Annotated in this window: 22 protein-coding genes; 10 read left to right on the forward strand and 12 right to left on the reverse strand. The window is 65.5% G+C overall.

Features of this window, described 5'->3' with window-relative positions; translation table 11 throughout:
• Genes B2585_RS03775 through B2585_RS03795 form a run of 5 tightly spaced genes read right to left on the reverse strand, consistent with a single transcriptional unit; the run spans position 1 to position 4,765 of the window.
• Entirely contained in the window at positions 1-543 is a 543-nt protein-coding gene (locus B2585_RS03775) for a helix-turn-helix transcriptional regulator (protein ID WP_292020161.1), read from the reverse strand.
• Positions 544-561: 18 nt separating this feature from the next.
• Entirely contained in the window at positions 562-1,797 is a 1,236-nt protein-coding gene (gene fahA, locus B2585_RS03780) for a fumarylacetoacetase (protein WP_292020163.1), read from the reverse strand.
• A 12-nt stretch (positions 1,798-1,809) separates the two neighbouring features.
• Positions 1,810-2,439, reverse strand: coding sequence for a maleylacetoacetate isomerase (gene maiA / locus B2585_RS03785; protein ID WP_292020165.1), 630 nt, complete (start codon positions 2,437-2,439; stop codon positions 1,810-1,812).
• On the reverse strand, positions 2,436-3,791 hold the full coding sequence (gene hmgA / locus B2585_RS03790; protein WP_414674033.1) for a homogentisate 1,2-dioxygenase: 1,356 nt from the start codon (positions 3,789-3,791) through the stop codon (positions 2,436-2,438). Before hmgA ends, maiA begins: the two co-directional genes overlap by 4 nt.
• 23 nt (positions 3,792-3,814) lie before the next feature.
• Complete coding sequence (locus tag B2585_RS03795; protein ID WP_292020167.1) at positions 3,815-4,765, reverse strand: MBL fold metallo-hydrolase; 951 nt, start codon at positions 4,763-4,765, stop codon at positions 3,815-3,817.
• Positions 4,766-4,951: 186 nt separating this feature from the next.
• On the opposite strand from B2585_RS03795, the gene B2585_RS03800 reads away from it, so the two are divergent.
• The 4 genes from B2585_RS03800 (at position 4,952) to B2585_RS03815 (ending at position 7,911) form a co-directional block, all read left to right on the forward strand.
• Positions 4,952-5,383 (forward strand): MarR family winged helix-turn-helix transcriptional regulator, encoded by a 432-nt coding sequence (locus B2585_RS03800; RefSeq protein WP_292020169.1) that lies wholly within the window; start codon positions 4,952-4,954, stop codon positions 5,381-5,383.
• A gap of 156 nt (positions 5,384-5,539) precedes the next feature.
• Positions 5,540-7,156, forward strand: a complete 1,617-nt coding sequence (locus B2585_RS03805; protein WP_292020170.1) for an FAD-dependent oxidoreductase — start codon at positions 5,540-5,542, stop codon at positions 7,154-7,156.
• Positions 7,157-7,168: 12 nt separating this feature from the next.
• Entirely contained in the window at positions 7,169-7,360 is a 192-nt protein-coding gene (locus B2585_RS03810; protein ID WP_292020172.1) for a DUF2783 domain-containing protein, read from the forward strand.
• Positions 7,361-7,371: 11 nt separating this feature from the next.
• Positions 7,372-7,911: a VOC family protein gene (locus B2585_RS03815; protein WP_292020174.1), complete on the forward strand. Its 540-nt coding sequence runs from the start codon at positions 7,372-7,374 to the stop codon at positions 7,909-7,911.
• 19 nt (positions 7,912-7,930) lie between these two features.
• Here the strand turns inward: B2585_RS03815 and B2585_RS03820 are convergent, their stop codons facing one another.
• Complete coding sequence (locus B2585_RS03820; protein ID WP_292020176.1) at positions 7,931-8,782, reverse strand: SMP-30/gluconolactonase/LRE family protein; 852 nt, start codon at positions 8,780-8,782, stop codon at positions 7,931-7,933.
• Between the two features lie 95 nt (positions 8,783-8,877).
• On the opposite strand from B2585_RS03820, the gene B2585_RS03825 reads away from it, so the two are divergent.
• Entirely contained in the window at positions 8,878-9,354 is a 477-nt protein-coding gene (locus B2585_RS03825) for an RrF2 family transcriptional regulator (protein ID WP_292020178.1), read from the forward strand.
• 72 nt (positions 9,355-9,426) lie between these two features.
• Here the strand turns inward: B2585_RS03825 and B2585_RS03830 are convergent, their stop codons facing one another.
• Entirely contained in the window at positions 9,427-10,584 is a 1,158-nt protein-coding gene (locus tag B2585_RS03830; RefSeq protein ID WP_292020179.1) for a S1C family serine protease, read from the reverse strand.
• Positions 10,585-10,782: 198 nt separating this feature from the next.
• Between B2585_RS03830 and B2585_RS03835 the strand changes: the two genes are divergently transcribed.
• Both B2585_RS03835 and B2585_RS03840 read left to right on the forward strand, forming a co-directional pair.
• Positions 10,783-11,454, forward strand: a complete 672-nt coding sequence (locus B2585_RS03835; RefSeq protein WP_292020181.1) for a response regulator transcription factor — start codon at positions 10,783-10,785, stop codon at positions 11,452-11,454.
• The gene (locus B2585_RS03840; RefSeq protein ID WP_292020183.1) at positions 11,447-12,784 is read left to right on the forward strand and encodes a sensor histidine kinase; all 1,338 of its coding nucleotides are present in this window, start codon (positions 11,447-11,449) and stop codon (positions 12,782-12,784) included. Before B2585_RS03835 ends, B2585_RS03840 begins: the two co-directional genes overlap by 8 nt.
• Before the next feature lie 157 nt (positions 12,785-12,941).
• Here the strand turns inward: B2585_RS03840 and B2585_RS03845 are convergent, their stop codons facing one another.
• The 3 genes from B2585_RS03845 to B2585_RS03855 are packed head-to-tail and all read right to left on the reverse strand — an operon-like array spanning position 12,942 to position 17,770.
• Positions 12,942-16,070 (reverse strand): efflux RND transporter permease subunit, encoded by a 3,129-nt coding sequence (locus B2585_RS03845; RefSeq protein WP_292020185.1) that lies wholly within the window; start codon positions 16,068-16,070, stop codon positions 12,942-12,944.
• Positions 16,071-16,076: 6 nt separating this feature from the next.
• On the reverse strand, positions 16,077-17,294 hold the full coding sequence (locus B2585_RS03850) for an efflux RND transporter periplasmic adaptor subunit (RefSeq protein ID WP_292020265.1): 1,218 nt from the start codon (positions 17,292-17,294) through the stop codon (positions 16,077-16,079).
• A gap of 11 nt (positions 17,295-17,305) precedes the next feature.
• A complete protein-coding gene (locus tag B2585_RS03855) occupies positions 17,306-17,770 on the reverse strand; it encodes a GbsR/MarR family transcriptional regulator (protein ID WP_292020187.1) in 465 nt (154 codons plus the stop codon).
• A gap of 243 nt (positions 17,771-18,013) precedes the next feature.
• Here B2585_RS03855 and ilvD point away from each other — a divergent pair, with 243 nt between their 5' ends.
• The 3 genes from ilvD to B2585_RS03870 all read left to right on the forward strand — a co-directional run bounded on the left by ilvD (position 18,014) and on the right by B2585_RS03870 (position 23,802).
• Complete coding sequence (ilvD, locus tag B2585_RS03860) at positions 18,014-19,855, forward strand: dihydroxy-acid dehydratase (protein ID WP_292020189.1); 1,842 nt, start codon at positions 18,014-18,016, stop codon at positions 19,853-19,855.
• Positions 19,856-20,016: 161 nt separating this feature from the next.
• Positions 20,017-21,798 carry an ABC transporter transmembrane domain-containing protein gene (locus B2585_RS03865; protein WP_292020191.1) on the forward strand — a complete coding sequence of 594 codons (1,782 nt, stop codon included), beginning with the start codon at positions 20,017-20,019 and terminating at the stop codon, positions 21,796-21,798.
• 108 nt (positions 21,799-21,906) lie between these two features.
• Positions 21,907-23,802 (forward strand): acyl-CoA synthetase, encoded by a 1,896-nt coding sequence (locus tag B2585_RS03870; RefSeq protein ID WP_292020193.1) that lies wholly within the window; start codon positions 21,907-21,909, stop codon positions 23,800-23,802.
• Positions 23,803-23,912: 110 nt separating this feature from the next.
• Here B2585_RS03870 and B2585_RS03875 read toward each other — a convergent pair whose 3' ends face one another.
• Positions 23,913-24,500 carry an acyl-homoserine-lactone synthase gene (locus B2585_RS03875; RefSeq protein ID WP_292020195.1) on the reverse strand — a complete coding sequence of 196 codons (588 nt, stop codon included), beginning with the start codon at positions 24,498-24,500 and terminating at the stop codon, positions 23,913-23,915.
• 84 nt (positions 24,501-24,584) lie between these two features.
• Complete coding sequence (locus B2585_RS03880; protein WP_292020197.1) at positions 24,585-25,196, reverse strand: autoinducer binding domain-containing protein; 612 nt, start codon at positions 25,194-25,196, stop codon at positions 24,585-24,587.
• Positions 25,197-25,329: the final 133 nt, after the last annotated feature.

Here is a 25,329-nt window from a genome sequence, read left to right on the forward strand (position 1 = left end):
TCAGGGCATCCCCGCCAGTCGGGCGACAAGGTCTGTGGCGTTTTTCGCCCCCATCTTGCGGAACAGGTTGAGCTTGTGGGTCTCCACCGTGCGGTGCGAAATGTCGATCTCGCGCGCGATCTCCTTGGACGACAGCCCCTCGGCCAGGAACCGCGCCACCTGCATCTCCCGCGGCGAAAGCTGCCCGGTGGGGCGCAGGTCGGCGAGGTCCGAGAACGTCCAGACACACCGCGCGAACGGGTCGGCGAGGTCGAGCGCCTGACCCCGCACCCGGCTCCAGAACAGCGAGCCGCCCCGCCGCTTCATGATCCGCTCGTCCGAGTAGCGGCCCGTCCCGGCCATCTTTTCCGGCCCGGAATGACCCATCCGCTCGAACTCCGTCATCGACGGGTAGAAGGCGGAGAGGGATTGCCCCACGGCCTCCGCAACGCTCGTCTCGAACATTTCCGCGAACCGCGGATTGGCCCAGCGGATGACCCGATCCTCGGTAAAGATCACGCCGATGGGCGCGTGTTCGTAGGCGAGAGCCGCGAAGTCGTCCATGAGGCTCCTGTGGGCAGGTTACAGCGGGCGGGCCGGCTTAATCTGCCCCACGCAGTCGCCGAAGCCAACCTGGAACCCGGCCCCCCTGGCCGCACCCTTGAGCGTGAGCGTATCGCCGTCCTCGATGAACTTGCGCGTCTCTCCGCCCTCCAGCGTGATCGGCTCCTTCCCGCCCCAGCTCAGTTCGAGCAGCGACCCGCGGCTTTCCTTGGTCGGGCCGGAAATCGTGCCGGAGCCCAGAAGGTCGCCCACCCGCATCGGGCAGCCCGAGGTGGTGTGGTGGGCCAACTGCTGCGCGGCGGAGTAGTACATGACGTTGAGGTTCGTGTTCGTCAGCACCGTCTCGGCCCCGCCTTCGGGCCGGATCGTCACCGACAGGTCGATGTCGTAAAGCATCGGCCCCGGCTCCGTCAGATAATCCAGAAGCGGCTTCTCGCGCTCGGGCGTCGAGGTGCGGAAGGGTTCCAGCGCTGCGGCGGTCACGATCCACGGGCTGATCGTCGTGGCCGTCGCCTTGGCCTGAAACGGCCCCAGCGGCATGTATTCCCAGGCCTGGATATCCCGCGCGGACCAGTCGTTCAGAAGGACATAGCCGAAGATGTTCTCGAATGCCTCGGCCACGCTGATCGGCCCGTTGGACGGCGTGCCGACGACGGCCCCCATCTCAAGCTCGATATCGAAGCGTTGCGACGGTCCGAAGCGGGGCATCTCGTCATCCGGCCCCTTGAGCTGACCGTTCGGGCGGATCACCTCGGTCCCCGACAGCACGACGGACGAGGCGCGGCCGTTGTAGCCAATGGGGATGTGCAGCCAGTTCGGCGGCAGCGCGTTTTCCGGCCCCCGGAACATGGTGCCCACGTTGAACGCGTGGTGCTTGCCCGCATAGAAATCGGTGTATTCCGACACGGCGAAGGGCATGTGCAGCTCCGCCTCCGCCAGCGGGACGAGGTAGGTCGCGAGGCTCTCATCCCCGCCGTCGCCCAGCATGTCGGTCAGCGTCTCACGCAGCTTGCTCCAGTTGGCCTTGCCCGAACCCATGAAAGCGTTCCAGCTTCCGGTCTGAAGCGTGCCGTCGAAGGACAGCTTGCCGTCCGCCTCCATCGCGGCGAGGTCGAGGACCTGATCCCCGATGGCCGTGCCACAGCGCGGCGCACCGCCGCCGGTGGAAAAGACGCCATAGGGCAGGTTGTTGAGCGGAAAGGGGGTCTCGGCGCTGTTGGCGCTCTCGACCCAGGAACGAAGTAGCTTGGTCATGGTTTGTCCTTGTCAGGTTGCGTCCGGCTGCGCCTCGGGGCGCGCCGCGTCAAAGGCGGGATGGGCGAGGCAGGCCGCCTCGATCTCGGTCAGCCGGGTGAAGGGGGTCAGGTCCGTGCCCCAGCGCCGTGCGTTGTAAAGCTGCGGGACGAGGCAGATGTCGGCCAGCCCCGGCGCGTCACCAAAGGCGAAGGGCGTGTCGGGGCGGATAAGGCTCTGGAACGCGGCGAACCCCTCGCTCATCCAGTGGTTCATCCAGTCCACTGTGTCGTCCGGGCTGTGCCCCATCGTCTTGAGTTGCCCCACCACGCGCAGGTTGTTCACCGGGTGAATATCCGTCGCGATCCCGAGCGCGGCGGCACGCACATGCGCCCGCTCCGCGGGGTCGGCCGGCAGGAGCGCAGGCTCGGGGTGCGTTTCCTCAAGCCATTCCAGAATGGCCATCGACTGCGTCAGCGTCACGCCCTCGTCGGTGACGAGCGTAGGCACCCCGAGACCGGGGTTCACCTTGGCGTAATCCGACGCCCGCTGTTCTCCGGCGACGAGGTTGACCGGGACCGGCTCATAACCGATCCCCTTCAGGTTCAGGGCGATCCGCACCCGGTAAGAGGTCGTGGACCGCCAGTAGGTGTAGAGCTTCATTTGAGCCCCGGCGTGCCGTCGAACTTCTTCTCGAGATCGTCCCAGCAGTCGATGTAATCGTCCTGCAACGGCGCTTCCTGCCCGGCGAAACGGGTCAGGTGCTGCGGGAACCGCGTCTCGAACATGAAGGACATGGTGTTTTCGAGTTTCGTCGGCCCGAGGTTCGAATTCGACGCCCCCTCGAACGCCTGCTTGTCCGGCCCGTGCGGCAGCATCATGTTGTGAAGGCTCATGCCCCCCGGCACGAAGCCCTGCGGTTTCGCGTCGTACTGGCCGTGGATGTTGCCCATCAGCTCGGACATGATGTTCTTGTGATACCACGGCGGGCGGAAGGTGTTCTCGGCCACCATCCAACGGTCGCGGAATAGCACGAAATCAATATTCGCGGTGCCCGGAACGCCGGATGGCGCGGTCAGAACGGTGAAGATCGACGGGTCGGGGTGGTCGAACAGGATCGCGCCGACCGGGCAATAGGTGGTCAGGTCGTACTTGTAGGGCGCGTAATTGCCGTGCCACGCCACCACGTCGAGCGGTGACTGGCCGATATTCGTCTCGTGGAACTGCCCGCACCACTTGATCGTGAGCGTCGAGGGCACCTCGCGGTCCTCATAGGCCGCCACCGGCGCCTTGAAGTCGCGCGGGTTGGCGAGCGCATTGGCCCCGATGGGGCCGCGCGCCGGAAGCTCGAACTTCTGACCGTAGTTTTCGCACACGAAGCCACGGCACGGCCCCTCCAGCACCTCGACGCGGTAGACGAGGCCACGGGGCAGAATGGCGATCTCCTGCGGCGCCACGTCGATCACGCCCAGCTCGGTCGCAAAGCGCAGCTTGCCCTCCTGCGGGACGACGAGCATCTCGCTGTCGGCGGAGTAGAAGTATTCGTCCACCATCGACTGCGTGACCAGATAGACATGCGCAGCCATGCCGACCTGCGTGTTCACATCGCCCGCCGTGGTCATCGTGCGCATACCCGTAAGCCACGTCAGGTCCTGCCCGTCATTCTCGACCGGGTCCCAGCGGTACTGGCCAAGGCTCACCACGTCCGGGTCCACGTTCGGCGCGGATTTCCAATAGGGCAGGTCGATCTTCGTGTAGCGCGTCGAATGTTTCACGCTGGGCCGGATGCGATAGGTCCACGTCCGTTCCGGCGGGTGCGCGGTGAACGCGGTGCCCGACAGCTGCTCGCCATAAAGCCCATAGTTGCACTTCTGCGGCGAGTTCATCCCCTGCGGCAGCGCGCCCGGCAGGGCCTCGGTCTCGAAGTCGTTGCCGAAACCGGGCATGTAACCTTCGTGCGTTCCGGTGGTCCCGGACGCGCGGATCATGCCTTTGGGTAGATCATGAGTCGTCATGGGTCTCTCCTTTCTCGCGGGCCTCAGCCCTGAAGGGCGTTCCACATCTCCTGGTCGCGCTCGGCCGTCCAGACACGCGGGGTGTCGATGCCGCGGGCCTCGTCAAAAGCGCGGGCCACGTTGAACGGCAGGCAGTGCTCGTAGATCGCGTAGTCGGCGAACTTGGGGTCGCATTCCGCCCGGATCGCGTCCCACGCGTCCTTGAGCGTGCCGCCCTGCGCCGCCACTTTCACCGCCGGCTTGTAGGTCGACGAGACGAAATCGGCGGTGTTGTCGAGCGCCGCGTTGACCATTTTCGACCCGACGAGCGCATCGCCGCGTCCCGGTGCGATGGCAGCGAGGTCATAGGACCGGATCGCATCCAGAGTGGCGGGCCAGTCGCGCAAATGCCCGTCGCCACAGTAGCAGGCGGAGTGGTATTCGACGATATCACCCGTGAACATCACGTTCTGATCGGGGACATAGATCACCGCGTCGCCCGCCGTATGGGCGCGGCCCAGATGCATGATCTCGACCTTCCGGTTGCCCAGATACACCGTCATCTTGTCGTTGAACGTCGTGGTCGGCCAGGTCAGGCCGGGGATTTCCTCGTGACCCTGGAACAGGCGCGGGAACCGGCCGAACTCGCTGTCCCAGTCCTCCTGCCCGCGCTCGACCACCTGCGCGCGGGTGGTGTCGGTCATGATGATCTCGCGCGCACCATAGGCGGACGCGCCGAGCACGCGCACGGCGTGATAATGGGTGAGCACGAGGTGGCTGATCGGCTTGTCCGTGACCGAGCGCACGCACTCGATCACCTTGCGCGCGAGACGCGGGGTCGCCTGCGCCTCCACGATCATCACGCTCTCGTCGCCGATGATGACGCCGGTGTTCGGGTCGCCCTCGGCGGTGAAGGCATAAAGACCCTCGCCAACCTCGGTGAAGCTCACCTTCTTCTCTTCCATGTCGCCTTGCGATGCGAATGCCTTGGCCATCGGTATCCTTTCCGCGCCCGCGGGCGCTTGTCACACGTTTGCCCCGATGTATTGTTGCAGATGCAACGATGTCAAGGATTCGATCCCGGATGCGCGGCCCGTCGCCTTGATGTGCATCATGGGGCCGGCGCGCGCGCGCCGTTAGTTTCAGTTGAAACGAACCGGCAAAGCGACAATACCGCCCTCATGACCATGGACACCTTCTTTCCCTACCAGCTCGCCGTCGCCGCCGCAGCCCTCTCCGGCGAGATCGAGGATGTCTACCGCCGCGAGGGTGGCCTCTCGCGTGAGGAATGGCGGTTGCTGTTCCTGCTGGCGGATGTGGAGGCGCTCACCTCCAAGGAGCTGTCGCGCCGCTCCTCGCTCGACAAGGTGCAGATCAGCCGGGCCGCGCACCGGCTGGAGGAGAAGGGTCTCATCTCCGGCCAACGCTCCACGCAGGACCGCCGCCTGCGCGACTACGCCTGCACCGATGCGGGCCGCGCCCATTTCCACGCGCTGTTTCCACGGGTTCAGGCGCGGGCGGAGGAGGTGATGGGCCGCATGGACCCCGCCGACCGGGCCGCGCTGACGCAGGGCGTCGACGGCTTGATTCGCGCCTCGCAGGGCACAGACTGACCGACGCTGACAGCCGCCACACCCAATCTCACAAGGGTTTGAAGGCCCCTCGCGGATTTATCGTTGCATTTGCAATGATATTGCCCCATTCAAGTGGCCAAGGACGGGCCTGCCCACACGGGACGACGGGGCCGGGCGCAATTCGGGAGGAGCACCATGTTCGACGATCGCTATTCGCTGGCGCACAAGATCTACCCCTATGAAAAGCACGCCGATCAGGACAAGGCCGAGGCGGTGCGCCATCCGGTCGTCGTCGTGGGCGGCGGTCCCATCGGCGTGGCGACCGCGCTCGACCTCGGGATGCAGGACATTCCGGTGGTGGTGCTCGACGACCACGAGGGCATCGGCATGGGCAGCCGCGCGATCTGCTTCGCCAAGCGCTGCCTCGAGGTCGCCGACCGCTACGGCTGCGGCGAACCGATGCTTGAGAAGGGCGTCGTGTGGAACCTCGGCAAGGTCTTCCACAAGGAAGGCAAGATCTACGAGTTCAACCTGCTCCCCGAAGAGGGCCACAAATACCCGGCCTTCATCAACCTCCAGCAGCCCTATTTCGAACGCTTCATGGTCGACCGCCTCCGCGCGCTTCAGGCCGAGGGCAAGCCGATCGAGATCCGCGGCAAGAACCGCGTCGACAATATCGAGGTCAAGGATGACCACGTCGTGCTCGACGTGATGACGCCGGACGGACCCTACAAGATCGAGGCCGACTGGCTCGTCGCAGCCGACGGGGCCAACTCGCCGACCCGCGACATGCTGGGCCTCGACTTCACCGGCAAGGTCTTTCAGGACAGCTTCCTCATCGCCGACATCAGGATGAAGAACGTCGAATTCCCGACCGAGCGCTGGTTCTGGTTCGACCCGACCCACGGCTCCGGCGCGTCCACCCTGCTCCACAAACAGCCCGACGATGTCTGGCGCATCGACTTCCAGATCGGCTGGGACGTGGACCGCAAGGAAGAGATGAAGGAAGAGAACATCCGCCGCCGCCTCGACGCCATGCTGGGCGACGTGGAATACGAAATGGTCTGGTCCTCGATCTACACCTTCCAGTGCAAGCGGATGGAAACATTCCGCCACGGTCCCGTGCTCTTCGCCGGCGACGCCGCGCACCAGGTCTCCCCCTTCGGCGCACGCGGCGCCAACTCCGGGATGCAGGACGTCGACAACCTCGGCTGGAAACTCGGGATGGTCCTGAAAGGGCAGGCGCCGGTCGCGCTGCTCGACAGCTATTCCGAAGAACGGGTCCACGGCGCGGACGAGAACATCCTGAACTCGACCCGCTCCACCGACTTCATCACGCCCAAGACGGAAATCTCCAAGACCTTCCGCGATGCCGTCCTGACGCTCGCCGCCAAGCACGCCTTTGCCCGCCCGCTGGTGAACTCCGGCCGCCTGTCGGTGCCCTGTGTCTATGACGGGCTGTCGCTCAACGGCCCGGACCAGCTTCCGGGCGGACCCGAGCGCACCCGCGTGGGCGCGCCGATGGTGGATGCGCCGCTGGGCAACGACTGGCTGCTCGGCCAGGTTGGGGGGCACTTCACGCTCCTCACCATAGACGCCGACGCGCCCGAAAGCCTCGACGTAGACGGGGTGGACGTCACGCGCCTCGCGCTCAGCGCCGAGGGCAACCCGGAACTCGCCGAACGCTACCTCGGTGATGCCAAGGCCGCCGTCTACCTCATCCGCCCCGACCAGCATGTCGCTGCGCGGTGGGAGCGGTTCGATACCGCCTCGGTGCGCCGCGCCGTCAACATCGCCACTGCCCGCGCCTGAGGAGGAGAGAGCATGAGCACCCTGAACACCGACCCGAACATCACGGCCCCGGACGACTTCTACGCCACGCTTCTGGCCGCCCATGAGGGCAAGTCGAAGGAAGAGAGCGACGCGATCAACGCCCGCCTCGTCCTGATCCTCGCCAACCAGATCGGCGACACGGACACTTTGAACGCGGCCATCGCACTGGCCGCCGAGGGCTGAGGAGACACCCCATGAAAATCGAGAAAATCCATCACGTCGCCTACCGCTGCAAGGATGCCAAGGAAACGGTCGAGTGGTACGGCAAGATGCTGAACATGGACTTCGTGCTCGCCATCGCCGAGGACCACGTCCCCTCCACACACGAACCCGACCCCTACATGCACCTGTTCCTCGACGCGGGGAACGGAAACGTGCTCGCCTTCTTCGAACTGCCCACCAAGCCCGAAATGGGGCGTGACCCGAACACCCCCGCCTGGGTGCAGCACATCGCCTTCAAGGTGGCCGACCGCGACGAACTCATCGCGTTCAAGGACCATCTCGAGGCGAACGGGGTCGAGGTTCTGGGGGTCACCGACCACTCGATCTTCCACTCGATCTACTTCTTCGATCCCAACGGGCACCGCGTCGAACTCGCCTGCCCGGACCCGGAGGAGGAGGCGATGCTCGCCAAGCTCGACGCGGTCAAATGGGACATGCTCGAGGAATGGTCGCGCACCAAGAAAGCGCCGCAGCACGCCGACTGGCTCCACGCGAAAGAGCTGGCGAAATAAGCGCGGGCTGGGCCGGGCGTCACAGGATGACGCGCGGCTCCGGCACCCCGGCCACCCCGGCGGGCGCGGTGTAAAGCACGCCCTGCGCCGCATCGGGGGCGTCCAGCCCCGTGCGGGCGGTCGTGACGAACAGCGTGGTCAGGTCATCACCCCCGAAAGCGGGGCAGGACGTCCGCCGCGCGGGCACGGCGATGGCACGGTCGAACGATCCGTCCGGCAGGTATCGCGCCACGCGCCCCATGTTCCACTGCGCGTTCCACAGTGCCCCCTCGCTGTCCACGACCGACCCGTCGGGCAGGGGCCTGTCGCCCGACAGATCGACGAATACCTCCGCCGCGCCTGCGGGCCAGCCGTCCGCATCCAGCGCCACGCGCAGAATGCGCCGCGTGGGCGTGTCGGTGTAGTAGGCGACCGAGCCGTCCGGCGCGAAACAGATCGAATTCGCCACGGTGATGTCGGCGGCGATCCGGCGCAGCTCGCCCCGGTAATACCGATAGATCGCCCCGGCCTCCGATTCGAAATTCTTGCCCATCGTCCCGATCCAGAATCCCCCCATCGGGTCCGCGCGACCGTCGTTCGACCGGGTCACGGGGTCCTCGGCATCGAGGTCCAGCACCTTCGATCGGGCTCCCGAGGTGACGTCAAAGGTGAATAGCTGTGTCTCAGATGCCACAAAAAGCCGATGCATATCGACCCACCCGGCGGCCGAGACAGCCTCGTCAAACGCCCATTCGAGCGGCGCATCATCCTCGCGGGACAAGAGCTTCTGACCAATAATATCGAACCAGAACAATTGCTTGCGTTCCGGGTGCCAAAGCGGCCCTTCGCCCAGCGTGCAGGGCCGCGCATCGTGAACCGTCGCTTCGATCATCGAATTATCCTCCCGGCCAAAACCTCTATCTGATCTATGTCAATTTGCCAGCTGAACCGATTGGTTACATTACGTCAGATCTCAGGGAGGAACCCATGCGTCTGACACTCAGAACAAATCTTGCCGCGCGCGTACTGATGTATTGCGGCGTCAATCAAGAGCAGACGGTGCGCTCCTCGGAAATCGCCAAGGCCTGCAACGCCTCCGGCAATCACCTCAGCCAGGTGATCCACAAGCTTCAGCAGTACGGATATGTCCAGACGCGGCGCGGTCGCGGGGGCGGTCTCAGCCTCGCGCGGGCGCCGGGGGCCATCTCCATCGGCGCGCTGTTTCGCGACTTCGAGGCGGACGTGCCCTTCGCGGAATGCTTCGACGCGGCGAACAACAACTGCCCGCTCTTCGACAATTGCCGCCTGAACAGCTACATGAAAAAGGCGCTCGATGCCTTCTACACCGAGCTCGACCAGGTGACCTTGCAGGATCTGGTAGAGGGCAACTGCGGCCTTTCCGAACTGCTCTCCATCGCGCCGGTCGCCGCCGCGAACTGCGGCCAGACTGCCCGCGCCTCCTGACCCCCTGAAACGAAAAAGACCGCCGGGGGGGGACACCCGGCGGCCTCCTTCAGGAGCGAGAAACCAGGGAGATCAAGCCGGTTCCTCGTCGCTCCTTTCCGCGAGCGTGACGTTGAACGTCTGCTCGTCGCCTCTGCGCAGAACCTTCAGTTCCACATCCGCCCCCGGCGCGTCGCCGGCGATGGCGCGGGTCAGGTCGCGCGGACCGTCGATGGCGGTGCCGTTCACGGCGATGACGATATCGCCCTTGCGCAGCCCGGCCTTCTCGGCCGGCGTGCCGTCCATGACGCCGTCGATCAGCGTGCCGTTGGCATCCTCGAGACCGAGCGCCGAGACGACGTCCTCGCTCACCGGTGCGATCTGAACGCCAAGCCAGCCGCGGCTCACCTCGCCGTCATCCGACAGGTCGTCCACGATCTGCCTCACCATGTCCGACGGCACGGCAAAGCCGAGGCCGATGGAGCCACCGGTGGGAGAGATGATGGCGGTGTTCATCCCGATCACCTCGCCCGAGGCGTTGACCAGCGGACCGCCCGAGTTGCCCCGGTTGATCGCCGCGTCGGTCTGGATGAAGTTGTCGAACGGCCCCGCGCGCAGGTCACGGCCAATGGCCGAAACGATGCCCGTGGTCACGGTATTGCCGAGACCGAAGGGGTTGCCCATCGCGATCACGTTCTCGCCGACCTGGATGCCTTCGGACGCGCCGAAGCTCAGGGCGGGCAGGTCCGTGCCGTCGACCTTGAGAAGCGCCACGTCGGTCGCCTCGTCGACACCGACCACTTCGGCGACCATCTCGCGCCCGTCGTCCAGGGTCACGTTGACCTCGTCGGCATTGCGCACGACATGGGCGTTGGTCACGATGCGCCCGTCCTCGGAGATGATGAAGCCGGTGCCGGCCCCGCGTGCCTCGCGTTCGGGCATCTGCCTGCCCTGCTGACCGGGGCGCTGGCCTTCCGGCATCTCGAAGCCGAAGCGTTCGGCGAATTCCTCAAGCGGGGTGCCTTCGAACATGTCCGAATTGGCCGGCTGTGCGCTCGTACGCTTGGTGACCTCGATGGTCACGACGGCGGGCGCCACCTGCTTGACCAGGTCGACGTAACCACCCTCGACAGGGGTGGCGGCGAAGGCCGGGTGGGTCACGGAGTTGATCGCGGTCATGCCACCCCCCGCGACGAGCGCGGTGACGGCGAGTGCCGGGGCGATGCGACCGATGAAAGTCTTGTCAGCCATAAAGTGTCCTTTCCTCGTGCAGACTGGTGTGCTGCGGATGAGGCCAAGATGGACACCGGGTATTGCAGATGCCCGACGACAACATTGCAAACGCGTAATCTTCGTCACGCCGCCGTGAGAGGGACTTCTCGCGACCTCAGGAACCTGCAAGACCCGTGACGGATTATTATGTTAAGGATCAGTAACCAGCAGCGACCCATGAAAATACTCGTAGTCGAAGACGACACCACCACAGCCGATTTCATCACCCGCGGGTTCACCGAGGAGGGGCATTCCGTCGATTGCCTGCCCGACGGACGGGCCGCGCTGGGTCAGGCGATGTCCGGGAGCTATGACGTGCTGGTCGTGGACCGGATGCTGCCGGAACTTGACGGGCTGTCGCTGGTCAAGGCGCTGCGCGCGGCGCGTGTGGTGACCCCTGCGATCTTTCTGACCTCGGTGGGCGGTGTCGATGACCGGATCGAAGGGCTGCGTGCCGGGGCCGACGACTACCTCGTCAAACCCTTCGCCTTCGGCGAACTCTCGGCCCGCGTGAGCGCGCTCACCCGCCGCCCGCCGATGGCCGCCGAAGAAAGCGTGCTGCGCGTGGGCGACCTCGAGATGGACCTGATGCGGCGCGAGGTGACGCGGGGCGGGCAGAAGATCGACCTCCTGCCGCGCGAATTCGCGCTGCTGGAGCACCTCATGCGGCGCAAGGGGCGGGTGCAGACCCGGACCATGCTGCTGGAAAACGTCTGGGACATCCATTTCGACCCCGGTACCAACGTGGTCGAGACGCATATCAGCCGCCTGCGCGCCAAGGTGGACAAGCCCTTCGCGCGCGAGCTGATCCGCACCGTGCGCGGCGCCGGATATCGCATAGATGACTGAGCGTCGCCGCGCCCGGCTCGTCCGCTCCGCGCCCGTGCGCCAGGCGGTGCTGCTGGTCACGGTCGTGGCGCTGGTGAACCTCGCCTCGCTGGGCGTGGCCTGGCTCACGCTCAGGGCCAATACGCTCGACGAACTCAACGCCGATCTCGCGCGCGATATGGCGAGCCTCGACATCTCCGCCTCGCCCGGGGCTTTGCGCACCCTTGTCGCGGCACGGGCGCGGGTGACGGACCCGACCGATACGGTTTTCGTCTTCATCGGCAACGACGGGCGCATCACCGGCAATGCCCGCGCCGTGGTGGAGGGGCGCGACGTTGGCTTCACCGCGATGAGCGCGGAGCGGCGGCTGTCGGACGAGGGCTATCTGGACGATGTGCGCCGCCTCTCGGGCGGGGTGCTGATCGTGGCCAAGAGCCTCGAGCCGGTGGCGCGGCTTGGCGACACCTTCTTCGTCCTCCTCGTGATCTCGACCCTGCCCACGGTGCTGATCGCGCTGGGCATCGGTGCCCTGATCGCCCGCGCGTCAGCGCGCCGGGTGGAGCGGATCGAGGCGGTGCTGGAGCGCATCGCCGGCGGCGACCTCGCTGCCCGGTCCGGTGAAACGGGGGAGGGGGACGACCTGTCGCGCATCGGCGCGCGGGTGAACCGGATGGCCGAGAAACAGCAGGCCGCGACCGAGACGCTGCGGCAGGTGACGACCGACATCGCGCACGACCTGCGCACACCGCTCCAGCGGATCGGCGTGACCTTGCAGGATCTCGAAGCGCGGCTGCCCGAGGGCGAAACCCGCGACCTGGCCGGCGCGGCAGCCGAGGAGGCCGACCGCGCCGTGTCGGTGTTCCGCGCGCTCCTGCAAATCGCCCAGATCGAGGGCGGCACGTCCCGCGAACGTCTCCGTCCCGTCGACCTCGCCGCCATCGCGACGCGCATCGCCGAACTCTACGAGCCGTCGGCGGAGGACCGGGGCGACAGCTTCGTCGTCGAGGTGCCGGACGCGCCCGTGGACGTGACAGGGGACCCGGACCTGATCGGTCAGGCGCTCGCCAACCTTATCGAGAACGCCCTGCGTCACACCCCGCCGGGCGGCGACATCCGCGTGGCGGTGACACCGGACGGTGCGCTGATCGTGGCCGACAGCGGGCCGGGGATTCCCGAAGGCGAGCGCGACAAGGTGCTGCGCCGCCTCTACCGCCTCGAACGGTCGCGCACGACGGCGGGCAACGGCCTCGGCCTCGCCCTCGTCGCCGCCATCGCCGACAGCCACCGCGCCACGCTCGACCTCGGCGACGCGGACCCGGGCCTGACCGTCACCCTGCGGTTTCCGCGGTAGGGATTCTCAAAAGGCGCGCGCTGGAGCGCGCACAGGATTTGCGCCGTCCTGCGCTTGCGCGCAGGCCGACGCGGCGGGGGGAGGCGCTGCCTCCCCCGGCGCGCGAGGCGCGCGCCGCCCCCTCCGAGGTATTTTGGGACCGAAGAAGAGGGAGACGTTACTCCGCCGGGGCGTGGACGTCGTCGGGGGCCTTGGGCGTGAAGCGCGAGGCGAAGCGGCCCAGGCTGTCGGTATAGGTGAGGATCACCGGGACCACGACGAGGGTGAGTAGCGAGGACGAGATCAGCCCGCCGATCACCGCATGGGCCATCGACGCGTTTTGCCCCGTGCCGCCGTGGAGGTTGAGCGCGAGCGGCAGCATCCCGAAGATCATCGCGAGCGTCGTCATCACGATGGGCCGGAAGCGGGTCCGCCCGGCGATCACCAGCGCGTCGAAGAGGTTGAGCCCCTCGTCGCGCACATGCTGGTTGGCGTTGTCCACGAGCAGGATCGCGTTCTTCGTCACGAGGCCCATCAGCATGATGAAGCCGATGATCGACATGACGTTGAGCGTCGAGTTGAACAGGAGCAGCCCGCCCAGCACGCCGATGAGCGCGAGCGGCAGGGACGACATGATCGCGAAGGGTTGCAGGAACGAGCCGAACTGCGAGGCGAGCACGAGGTAGATGAAGATGATCGCCAGTGCGAGGGCGGCCGCGGCGGCGAGGCCCAGGTCCTGCATGTCCTCCACTTCGCCGCCGGTGCCCTGATTGTAGCCCAGCGGATAGTCGAGCGCGGCGGCGGCCTCCTGCACCTGGCCCGAGACGTCGCCGGGGCGCACGCCGCTTTCCAGGTTGGCGGTGACGCGCACGGAGCGTTCGCGGTCCTCGCGGTTGATCTCGCCCGGTCCTTCGGACTGGGTGATCGTGGCCACCTGGTCGAGCCGGATGACATCGTTCGACCCGGTGGCGCCGGACTGCGCGATGGGGAGCGCGCCGAGATAGGCGGGGTCGTTGCGGGCCGTTTCGGGCAGGCGCACGACCACGTCGAGGCTTTCGCCGCGCGGCGAGGTCCATTCCGAGACGGTCTGGCCCTCCAGCATGGACGACAGGGTGTCGCCCACCGAGGCGAGCGAGACGCCGAGGTCGAAGGCCGCGTCGCGGTCGACCTCGATGCCCAGCGTCGGCTGCGGATCGTCGAGCGTCGTGCGGATGTCCACCAGCCCCTCGATCCCGCCGAGGTCTTCGGACAGCTCACGCGCGAGCCGTTCCAGAACACGCAGGTCCGGTCCGAAGATCTTGATTTCGATCGGGGGGGCCACGGGGCCCATGCCGCCCGACGCACCGACCGAGAATTCGGCCCCCGGAATGGCGATCAGCGCCTCGCGAACCGGGCTGGTCAGCTCCTGCGGTGTGCGCTCGCGTTCGGCGGAGGGCACGAGGACGCCGATGATCGTGGCGTTGTTGTCGCCCGAGGCCGTGCCGGAGTTCACCGTCGCATAGGTGCGCGCGATTTCGGGGAACTGCTCACGCAGGAGCGCATCGACCTGCGAGATCTTCTGCGCGGTCCGGTCGAGCGACGTGCCCACCGGCGCCTTCAGATCCACCTGGATTTCGCCGGTGTCTGAGGCCGGGATGAACTCGCCCCCGATCAGCGGGAACAGTGCGAAGGCGCCTGCGAAGGCCGCGAAGGCCACCGAGAGTGTCGTCTTGCGGAACTTCAGCGCCTTCTTCAGAAGCTTGCCGTATTGTTCGCCGATCCATTCGAACAGCCGGTCGAACTGTCCCACGGCGCGCCCGATGATCCCGCGCTTGCGGGTGGTGTCGGCGGCCGGGTCGTACCAGACCGACGACATCATCGGGTCGAGCGTGAAGGACACGAAGAGCGAGATCAGGACGGCCACCGACACGGTGATCCCGAACTGGAAGAAGAACCGCCCGATGATGCCCTCCATGAAGGCCACCGGCAAAAAGACCGACACGATGGAGAGCGTGGTGGCCAGCACCGCGAGCCCGATCTCGTTCGTTCCGTCCAGAGCGGCCTGAACGTGGGATTTGCCCATATGCAGGTGTCGCACGATATTCTCGCGCACCACGATGGCATCGTCGATCAGGATACCGACCGACAGCGACAGCGCCATGAGCGTCATCATGTTGAGGGTGAAACCCATCGCATAGATCGCCGTCATCGTCGCGATGATCGAGATCGGCAGGGTCAGGCCCGTGATGACCGTCGAACGCCAGGAATTGAGGAACAGGAACACGATGATGGTGGCGAGGATGGCCCCCTCGATGATCATCGACTGGACCGAGTGGAAGCTTTCGATCACCGGCTCGGAGTTGTCCCGGAGAACCTCGATCTTGATGCCTTCGAACTGCGGGTCCTCGTTCATCTTGTGGACTTCTTCGATGACCCGTTCGGCCACGTCCACGGTGTTCGCCCCTTGTGTCTTGAGCACGTCGATTGACAGTGCGTCCTGCCCGTCGAGCATGGCGAGGCTGTCGCGTTCGGCGAGCCCGGTGGTCACGTCGGCCACGTCGCCCAGCCGGATCGGCTGGCCGCCCCGGCGTGCGACGATGATGTCCTCGAAGGCGCGCAGCGTTTCGATCCGGCCTTCGACCTGCACCGACTGGCTTTGCCCGCCTGAAGTCACCGCCCCTGCGGGCACGTCCTGATTCTCCTGCGCGATGGCGTTGGAGACCTCGGCGATGCCGACGTTCAGCGCGGTCTGGCGGTCGGGGTCGATCTGGATCGCGACCTCGCGCGCACGCCCGCCCACGACGTCGGCATTGCCCACGCCGCGAAGGTTCGAAAACCGCTTGGAAATGTAGTCTTCGGTGATCTGGGTGAGGGTGCCGATGTCGTATTCGTCCGAACTGACCCCGATCGACAGGATCGGCAGGTCGGACGGATCGAAGCGCAGGATCTGCGGGTCGCCCGCGTTGTCGGGCAACAGCGGCGCGATCTGGCTCACCCGGTCGCGCACGTCCTGCACGGCCACGCCGCTGTCGACCTCGAGGTCGAACTGGATGATGACGAGCGACGAGCCGGTGAGCGCCGTCGCCTGGATGTTATCGATGCCCGCCAGCGTGGACACGCTGTCCTCGATCGGCTCGATGATGTCACTTTCCACGGCTTCCGGCGTGGCGCCGGGGTAGGAAGTGACGACCGCCACGACCGGGAAATCCACGTCGGGAAACTGCTCAACAGGCAAGCGGGTGTAGGAGAAGATGCCCACGACCATGAGCGCGACCATCACCATCGTGGCAAAGACCGGCTGGCTGACGCTGATGCGGGTCAGGAACATGTCAGGTTACTCCGAATACGCGAATTTCTGACCGGGGCGAAGCTCCGGCAGGGCGGCGGCCACGACGGTGTCGCCGGTCTCGAGGCCCGAGGCGATCTCGACCTTGGCTCCGTTGTCCCACTCCCGGGCAACTTCGACGCCGCGCCGCACAAGCTCGCCGTCACGGGCGACCAGGACATGGGTGCCCTGCGCGTCCTCGCGGATCGCCTCGACGGGAACCCAGATCGCGCCGGATTTCTCTTCCAGCGTGATCCGGCCCGTGGCGAACATGCCGCCGCGCAATTCGCCGCTGGTGTTCTCCAGCGTGATATAGATCGGCAGCATCCGGGAGCCGGAAATGGCCATCGGGTTCAGCCGCTCGACTTCGCCGGTGAACGCTTCATCCCCGAAGCCTTCGACGCGCAGGTCCACGACCTGTCCGGCGTCGATCTTGTTGGAGATCGACACGGGCGCGGTCGCCTCGACTTCGAGCGAGGTGAGATCGACGATGGTGAAGAGGGGCGAGCCGGTGGCGACGAACGCGCCCGCATCGACCTGACGTTCCGCGATCACACCGTCGAACGGGGCGGTCACGCGGGCCTTCTCGACCGCGGTCTGCGCGTTCTCGACCGCGGTTTCCTGCGAGGCCAGTTGCGCGCGGAGTTGTTCCAGTCCGGAGCGCGCGTTTTCCAGTGCGGTCGGGGCCGCAAGCTCGCGCTCGACAAGGGTCTGGGTGCGTTCGAAATCGCTCTGGGCCTTGTTGAACTGCACTCGCGTCGCCTCGGCGCTGGACTGGGCCTGCGCCAATTGGTTTTCCAGTGAATTCACGTCGAACCGGGCCAGAAGCGCCCCTTCCTTGACCGAGTCGCCTTCACGCACCGTGACCTCCAGCAGCCGCGCCGACACTTCAGCGGACAGATGCACCTGTCGCGACGGCGTGAGAGAGCCGGTGACGCGCAGGGTTTCCGTCAGGGTGCCGGGGGCGATGGTGGTGACTTCGAACGGGGCGAGGCGCACGACCAGCTCGGCGGGCGCTTCGGGCGCCGCTTCGGCCGCCGGTTCCGGCGGGGTGGGCAGAAGCCCGTTTTGCTGGGCGTAATAGCCGCCGCCAGCCGCGCCCGCGACCAGCACCAGCAGAACGACCCACGGCCATTTCCGTCGTTTCGGCGTCTCGCCCGCCGCGATGGCCTCGGCGCGGGCTTTTTCGCGCTTGTTCATCGCCCAGTCGGGCTTGGGGTTGTGCATATTCACGTCTCTCACTCCGAGTCTGCCATCTGGCGTTGGGCGCGTTCGGTCCATTCCTCGAGGAAATCGGCGGATGTCCGAAAGAATCTCGCGAATGCCGTGACCCGCGCACGCGCCTCGGCGTGGCTGTCGGGAAACCCGGTTGCGGCGTCTTCGATGGCCCGCGCGCGGGCGCGATACCGGGCGGCCATGCCGGCAAGCATGTCTTCGGCCGGGTTGGTCACGGCCATATAGCTGTCGGCCCGCGACCCGCGCGTGTTGGCGCGGGTCAGGATGCCCTTGTCGGCAAGCTGCCGGCAATTGGTCGAGGCCGAGGCTTTCGAAACCGAAAGCGCCTCGGAAATCTCGGCGAGCGTGCGCGGCTCGCCTTCGATCAGAAGGTAGCCCAACACCTGTCCCGCGATGCGCGGCAGGCCGTCGTCCTGGGTCATAAAGCCCATCTGTTCGATGAATTGTTCAATCGGGTCACGGTTCATGGGTGGCCATATAGGTCTGTGCGGTTCATCGTTCAATTCAAATTGAACGTATTGAACGTAATAATTCCGCACTGCGGCGAGAATAGGGCGTGATCGGCCGAAAACCGGGGCGTATGCACAAACGTATGTACAGCGTGTGCACAGGATGTGTACGCGCGGTGCATCGTCGCTCACGCGCCTTTGTCATTGCTACTGCGCCGTCTTGGAAGTAGACACGCCCCGTCCCGCGCGAAGGAGAAAGACATGGCATTTTACCGTTCCCGCCGCTCCACCCACGGTCGCAACATGGCCGGCGCCCGCGGCCTTTGGCGCGCCACCGGCATGACCGACGACGATTTCGGCAAGCCCATTATCGCCGTTGTGAACAGCTTCACCCAGTTCGTGCCGGGCCACGTTCACCTCAAGGATCTGGGCCAGCTCGTCGCCGGCGAGATCGAGAAGGCAGGCGGTGTCGCCAAGGAATTCAACACCATCGCCGTCGATGATGGCATCGCGATGGGCCACGACGGGATGCTCTATTCGCTCCCCTCGCGTGAGATCATCGCGGACAGCGTGGAATACATGGTCAACGCCCACTGCGCCGACGCGATGGTGTGCATCTCCAACTGCGACAAGATCACGCCGGGGATGCTGATGGCCGCTATGCGCTTGAATATCCCCGTGATTTTCGTCTCCGGCGGCCCGATGGAGGCCGGCAAGGTCACCGTGGACGACCTTGAAAAGGCCGTGGACCTCGTGGATGCGATGGTCGCCGCCGCCGACGATAAATACACCGATGAACAGGTGCAGGCCTTCGAGGAAAACGCCTGTCCGACCTGTGGGTCGTGCTCGGGCATGTTCACCGCGAACTCGATGAACTGCCTTGCCGAGGCGCTGGGCCTCGCGCTGCCCGGCAACGGCTCCATGCTCGCCACCCACGCCGACCGTGAGCGGCTGTTCCGCGAGGCGGGGCGCCGGATCGTCGAGATCACCAAGCTGCATTACGAGGTCGAAGACCCGGGCTACCTCCCGCGCGAGATCGCGACCTTCGAGGCCTTCGAGAACGCCATGTCGCTCGACATCGCGATGGGCGGCTCGACCAACACGGTGCTGCACCTGTTGGCCATGGCCCACGAGGGCGAGGTGAACTTCACCATGGACGACATCGACCGCCTGAGCCGGAAGGTGCCGGTCCTGTGCAAGGTCGCGCCCGCCAAGGACGACGTTCACATGGAAGACGTCCACCGCGCCGGCGGCATCATGGGCATCCTTGGTGAGATGCTGCGTGGCGACCTGATCCACGGCGATGCGCGGACCGTTCACACCGCGACCATGGCGGAGGCCATCGCCAAGTGGGACGTGATGGTGTCCAACGATCCCGATACCGAAACCTTTTACAAGGCCGCGCCGGGTGGCGTGCGCACCACGCAGGCGTTCTCGACCGAGAACCGTTACAAGGACCTCGACCGCGACCGCGAAAACGGGGTGATCCGCACCGTCGAGAAGCCGTTCTCGAAGGATGGCGGGCTCGCCGTGCTCTTCGGCAACATCGCCGAGAACGGCTGCATCGTGAAGACGGCGGGCGTGGACGACTCGATTCTCAAGTTCACCGGGACCGCGCGAGTCTATGAAAGCCAGGACGCCGCCGTGAACGGTGTGCTCACCGGACAGGTCACCGAAGGCGAGGTGGTCGTCATCCGCTATGAAGGACCGCAGGGCGGACCGGGAATGCAGGAAATGCTGTATCCCACGAGCTACCTCAAATCGAAGGGGCTGGGCAAAGCCTGCGCGCTGCTGACCGATGGGCGGTTCTCCGGTGGCACGAGCGGGCTGTCGATCGGCCATGTCAGCCCCGAGGCCGCCGAGGGCGGGATGATCGGGCTGGTGGAAACCGGCGACACGATCGAGATCGACATCCCGAACCGGACGATCAACCTGGCCGTTGAGGACAACGTGCTCGCCGCGCGTCGCGAGGCGATGGGGCCGTTGCCCTGGACCCCTGCGGAACCGCGAAAGCGGGCCGTGTCCACGGCGCTCAAGGCCTATGCCCTGCTGGCTTCGTCGGCCAACAGGGGCGGCGTTCGTATCCTGCCGGGCGAAGGCTGACGCGACCGAATTGTGCGGGCGTGCGCCCGCGCAGTTCGAGCCCTGAAAACCGGTCCCCGGTTTTCAAGGCGATTGGGGGCCAGCCCCCGTCGCGCGGGGCGCGCGACTCCCCCGAAGTATTTCGGGAACGGTGAAAAGACGGGGCACGGAACGGACGACGCATGGCCGACTTGAAGGAAGAACGCGAGAAGTCACGCCGGATCGGCGCGCTTCGGGGATTGTGGAATTTTCTCAGCCCTTACAAGGCTTTGTTGGTGGCGGCGCTTCTGGCGCTGGTCTTCACCGCCGGTATCTCGCTCATCATGCCGCTGGCAGTGCGCCGGGTAATCGACGGGTTTTCCTCCTCTGCAGATGCGCTGCTCGACCAATATTTCCTGGCCGCGATGGGGATCGCCATCCTTCTCGCGCTGGGCACGGGGCTGCGCTACTACCTCGTCACCCGGCTGGGCGAGCGGGTTGTGGCCGATATCCGTGTCGCGGTGTTCGACCGCGTGATCGGGATGAGTCCGGCCTTCTACGAGAAGATCATGACCGGCGAAGTTCTGAGCCGGATCACCACCGACACGACGCTGATCCTGTCGGTCATCGGTTCCTCCGTTTCCGTCGCGCTGCGCAATGTCCTGATCCTTCTGGGCGGCACCGTCATGTTGCTGTTCACCTCCGCCAAGCTCACCGGCCTCGTGCTGCTCGTGGTGCCCGTCGTGATGATTCCGATCATCGTGCTGGGCCGGCGGATGCGGGTCCTGAGCCGTGAGAACCAGGACTGGATCGCGAAATCCTCCGGAAAGGCGTCGGAGGCGCTTCTGAGCGTTCAGACCGTGCAGGCCTTTACCCATGAAGGGCCGTCGAAGGCCGTGTTCCACGACGTGACGGAGGAGAGTTTCCGCTCGGCGCAGAAACGGATCACGACGCGCTCGGCCATGACGATCATCGTTATCACGCTGATCTTCTCGGGTGTCGTCGGCGTTCTCTGGATCGGCGCGCGGGATGTGCGGGCGGACGAGATGTCCATCGGGGCGCTGGTGCAATTCGTGATCTACGCGATCATGGTGGCGGGCTCCGTCGGCGCACTCAGCGAGATCTGGTCCGAGCTGCAACGCGCAGCCGGGGCGACCGAACGTCTGGCCGAGCTTCTGAACGCCGAGGATGAGGTCAATGACGCCGAAACGCCCCGCGCGCTGCCCACTCCGGTGACGGGCGCAATCCGGTTCGACAACGTGACCTTCCGCTACCCGGCCCGGCCCGAGCATGTCGCCCTCGACAGCGTGTCGCTCGAGGTGAAGCCGGGCGAGACGGTGGCGCTGGTCGGCCCGTCGGGGGCGGGCAAGTCAACGATCATCCAGCTGCTGCAACGATTCTACGACCCGGCCGAGGGCGCGGTGGAGATCGACGGGATCGACCTGCGCGAGCTGGAGCGCCGCGCGTTCCGCCGGCATGTGGCGCTCGTACCGCAGGACGCGGTGATTTTCGCCGATACGGCGCGTGAGAACATCCGGTTCGGCCGCCCCGGTGCCAGCGACGACGAGGTGGAGGCCGCGGCCAGAGCGGCGGCAGCGCATGGGTTCCTGACCAAATTGCCGGACGGTTACGACAGTTATGTCGGCGAGCGTGGTGTGATGCTGTCGGGTGGCCAGAAACAGCGCATCGCCATCGCCCGCGCGATCCTGCGTGACGCGCCGATCCTCCTTTTGGACGAGGCGACGAGCGCGCTGGACGCCGAGAGCGAGCGGCTGGTGCAGCAGGCGGTCGAGGAGATGGCCAAGGGCCGCACGACGCTCATCATCGCGCACCGGCTCGCCACCGTGAAAAAGGCCGACCGGATCGTCGTGTTCGAGGAGGGCCGGATCGTGGCCCAGGGCACGCATGACGAACTGGTGGCCGAAGGCGGGCTTTACGCGCGCCTCGCACGGCTTCAGTTTACCGATGGAATAGCCGCCGAGTAACGTCGGGTTACGCGCAGGTCACGCAGCGACGTAAGCCTTGCGACTTTGGCGCTTTACGCCCATTTTCCTTGGAACGACCGCCGATAACCGGCGACCAGGGGAGGTGTCATGGGACGTTATGAATTCAGCTCGATTGCCGCGCGCGACGAGATCGAGGCGGAAAAGCCGTGGAGCGGGCGCAATGTGCCGGTCACGCTCTACGACCTGATGTCCCAGACGGTGGGCAAGTTCGCCGAGCGCGACGCCATCTCGTTCCAGATCGAATCCGGACCGACCGACAAGAAGGAAACGCTGAGCTGGCAGGAGCTTCACGACAAGTCCGTGCAGGCCGCCAACCTGTTTCGCTCGCTCGGGGTGGGGCAGAAGGACGTCGTGGCCTATGTTCTGCCGAACTCCAACGAGACGGTGATGACGCTACTCGGCGGGGCCTTCGCCGGGATCGTGGCGCCGATCAACCCGCTTCTGGAGCCGGAACAGATCGCCTCGATCCTGCGCGAAACCGGGGCCAAGGTCGTCGTGACGCTCCAGGGGTTTCCCAAGACGGACGTGGCCGAGAAGGTGCATGAGGCGCTTGAGAACGCGCCGGACGTGAAGCATGTGCTCGAGATCGACCTCAACCGTTATCTCACGCCGCCCAAGAGCTGGATCGTGCCGCTGATCCGGCCCAAGGTGAAGCCGAAGCATTCGGCCAAGGTGCAGAACTTCAACAAGGCCATCGCAGGTCAGCCCAAGACGCTGAGCTTCGAGGATGAAAAGGTGGACCGGGTCGCGGCCTATTTCCACACTGGCGGCACGACCGGGATGCCCAAGGTCGCGCAGCACAAATTCTCCGGCATCATCTATAACGGCTGGCTGGGCGCGAACCTGTTGTTCGACGAGACCGATGTGCTGATCTGTCCGCTGCCGCTGTTCCACGTCTTCGCCGTGCATGTGGTGTTCATGGCCGTCATGTCTTCGGGCGCGCATGTGGTTTTCCCGACGCCTGCCGGCTACCGGGGCGACGGCGTGTTCGACAATTTCTGGAAGTTGATCGAGCGCTATGGCGTGACCTTCGTCATCACCGTGCCGACCGCGATTTCTGCGCTGATGCAGCGCAAGGTGGATGCGGATGTTTCGACGCTGAAGGTGGCGTTCTCGGGGTCCTCGCCGCTGCCGCGCGAACTGTTCAACCGGTTCGAAAAGGCGACGGACGTCAAGATCGTCGAGGGCTACGGGCTGACCGAGGCGACCTGCCTTGTCTCGTGCAACCCGACCGACGGGGTGAAAAAGGTGGGATCGGTCGGCATTCCGTTCCCTTACACCGAGGTGAAGATCTACCAGTGCGACGCGGACGGGACGGTCACCAAGGAATGCGGTGTGGACGAAGTGGGGGAGATCTGCGTCTCCAACCCCGGCGTCTATGTCGGCAAGACCTATACGGAAGAGGCCAAGAACAAGGGCCTCGTCGCCGGGAACAAGTACCTGCGCACCGGTGACCTGGGCCGGATCGACGAGGACGGCTATCTCTGGATCACGGGACGGGCGAAAGACATCATCATCCGCGGCGGGCACAACATCGATCCGGCAGAGATCGAGGAGGTTCTGGCGGGCCACGATGCCGTCGGTTTCGTTGGCGCGATCGGTCAACCGGACGCGGTGGCGGGCGAACTGCCCTGCGTCTTTGTCGAACTGGTCGAGGGCGCGTCGATCACCGAGGAAGAGCTTCTGGCCTATGCCAAGGAGCACATCACGGAACGCGCAGCGGTGCCGAAATACATCGAGATCGTGGACGAGCTGCCGAAAACGGCGGTCGGCAAGGTGTTCAAGCCCGACTTGCGCAAGAAGTCCATCATCCGCGTCTACAACGCAGCACTGGCGGAGGCCGGACACGACGCCGAGGTGGTCGAGGTGGTCGAAGACAAGAAGCGCGGGCTGGTCGCCAAGATCGAAGCCAAAGGCGACACGGATCGCGCGGCGGTCGAGAAAACGCTGGGCGAATTCACGCGGCCGTTCGACTGGGTCTGACGATGTGAGGAATGGGGTCCGCACGGTGCGGAATTGATCGGCTTGTGGTCCCCGCTCCCCGTGACGCAGTCGTCACGACACCCCCCAGTGTTGGCGGGACCGAAGGCCGGTCAGTGCAGCTTGTCTGTCAGGTCAATGGACACGACCTGATTGTCGATTCCGTCGATATGCATGACCCGGCCTGCGGCCTCGGCCGTCAGCCCGCATCGGCGCGCCCAACGGGGCCAGTTCGCAGGAATGAGACCCAGCACACGGCTGGCCCCGAGGTCGCGGGCGGCTTTGCTCATCTCGGTGATGAGGTGGGCATGGACCGTTCGGCGGATGCGCTGTGGCGTGTCATGGGCGACGAAGACCCGTGAGCTTTCCCATGTCTGCGGGTCTACCGGCGCCGCCTCGAACAGCAGGTCGTGCGGGATCGAGTCGAGCAGGCCAAGTTGCGCGTCGCGGATCATGTAGGAATAGATGCCGCAGCGCGCCGTGGTGGGTGTGAGCCGGATACCGGCAAGGACCTGGCCAAGCTGGTGGACGGCGACCCAACGGCTCGCAGGCGTGTCGTACTGGTCGTATTCCATCCCCATCGCCTCGGGCAGATTCCACTTGTTCTGCTCGATGAACGACTTTCGCCTAGCGCGAAAAACGTTTGCCATTAACTCGCCATGGTTGTGCATGTTGGCGAAAGAAAGTGTGGTGGTCTGCATAGGTCAGCCTCCTTGTCAGATGATAGATTGCAGCCATTCGCCAGCCCGCAGACCGGCCCTTGCAGACATCCCCGGAAGGCCCGATCAGATCAGGCGGTAATCCTTGGCGCGTTGGAGGGCTTCGGCTGTGGTTCTGGCGAATAGCTTGCCGCGCGCCGCCGCGAGGCGCGCCTTGAGCGCGCTCTCGGAGATGCCGAGCCGTGCGGCTCCGGCGGCGTAGCGGTCCCCTGAGGCGATGACGTGCAGCGCTTCTTTTTCGGCGGGGGTCAATTGGTCGGGAGGCTGGGTCTCGTGGTGCAGACGGAGCACCGTCCCGGTGATCTCGGACATTTCCTCGTCATCGAACTCGCGGTCCCCCCGTGCCACCCCCGCGACGGTGCGCGAGGTCATGGGGCCGCAGGAGATACAGATGCCGTAGACCAGCCCGAAGGTCGACGCCTCGTCCATGATCGCGAAGGGGTCGGGCAGGTCGATGTCGCTCCATCGGGTCGCGCCCGTCGTGGCAATGCCCCAGGCCACCATCGGGTCGCGCAGAGCATAGGCGTTTCGCGAGTAGTGGTCTGTCCAGGCCGGGTTGTAGGTCTGGAACATCATCAGGGGCGCAGCGAAGCGAATGTGGAGGGCGAGGAAATACCCGGCCGGAGCCTGCTCCCCCAATTCGATCAGAAGATCGTCGATGATCTGATTTCGCCCCATGGCCTTTAGTTAGGTGTCGTGGCCGGGGATTCACAACCCATAATTGTTCTGGCTGCCCTGAATCGCCGAACTGATGCGGATTTACTCTCGCTTAGCGCGAAATTTGAACGGTGAATCGCGGAATGCGAACCGG

This window comes from Maritimibacter sp. UBA3975, assembly GCF_002384975.1.
Lineage (GTDB): Bacteria > Pseudomonadota > Alphaproteobacteria > Rhodobacterales > Rhodobacteraceae > Maritimibacter.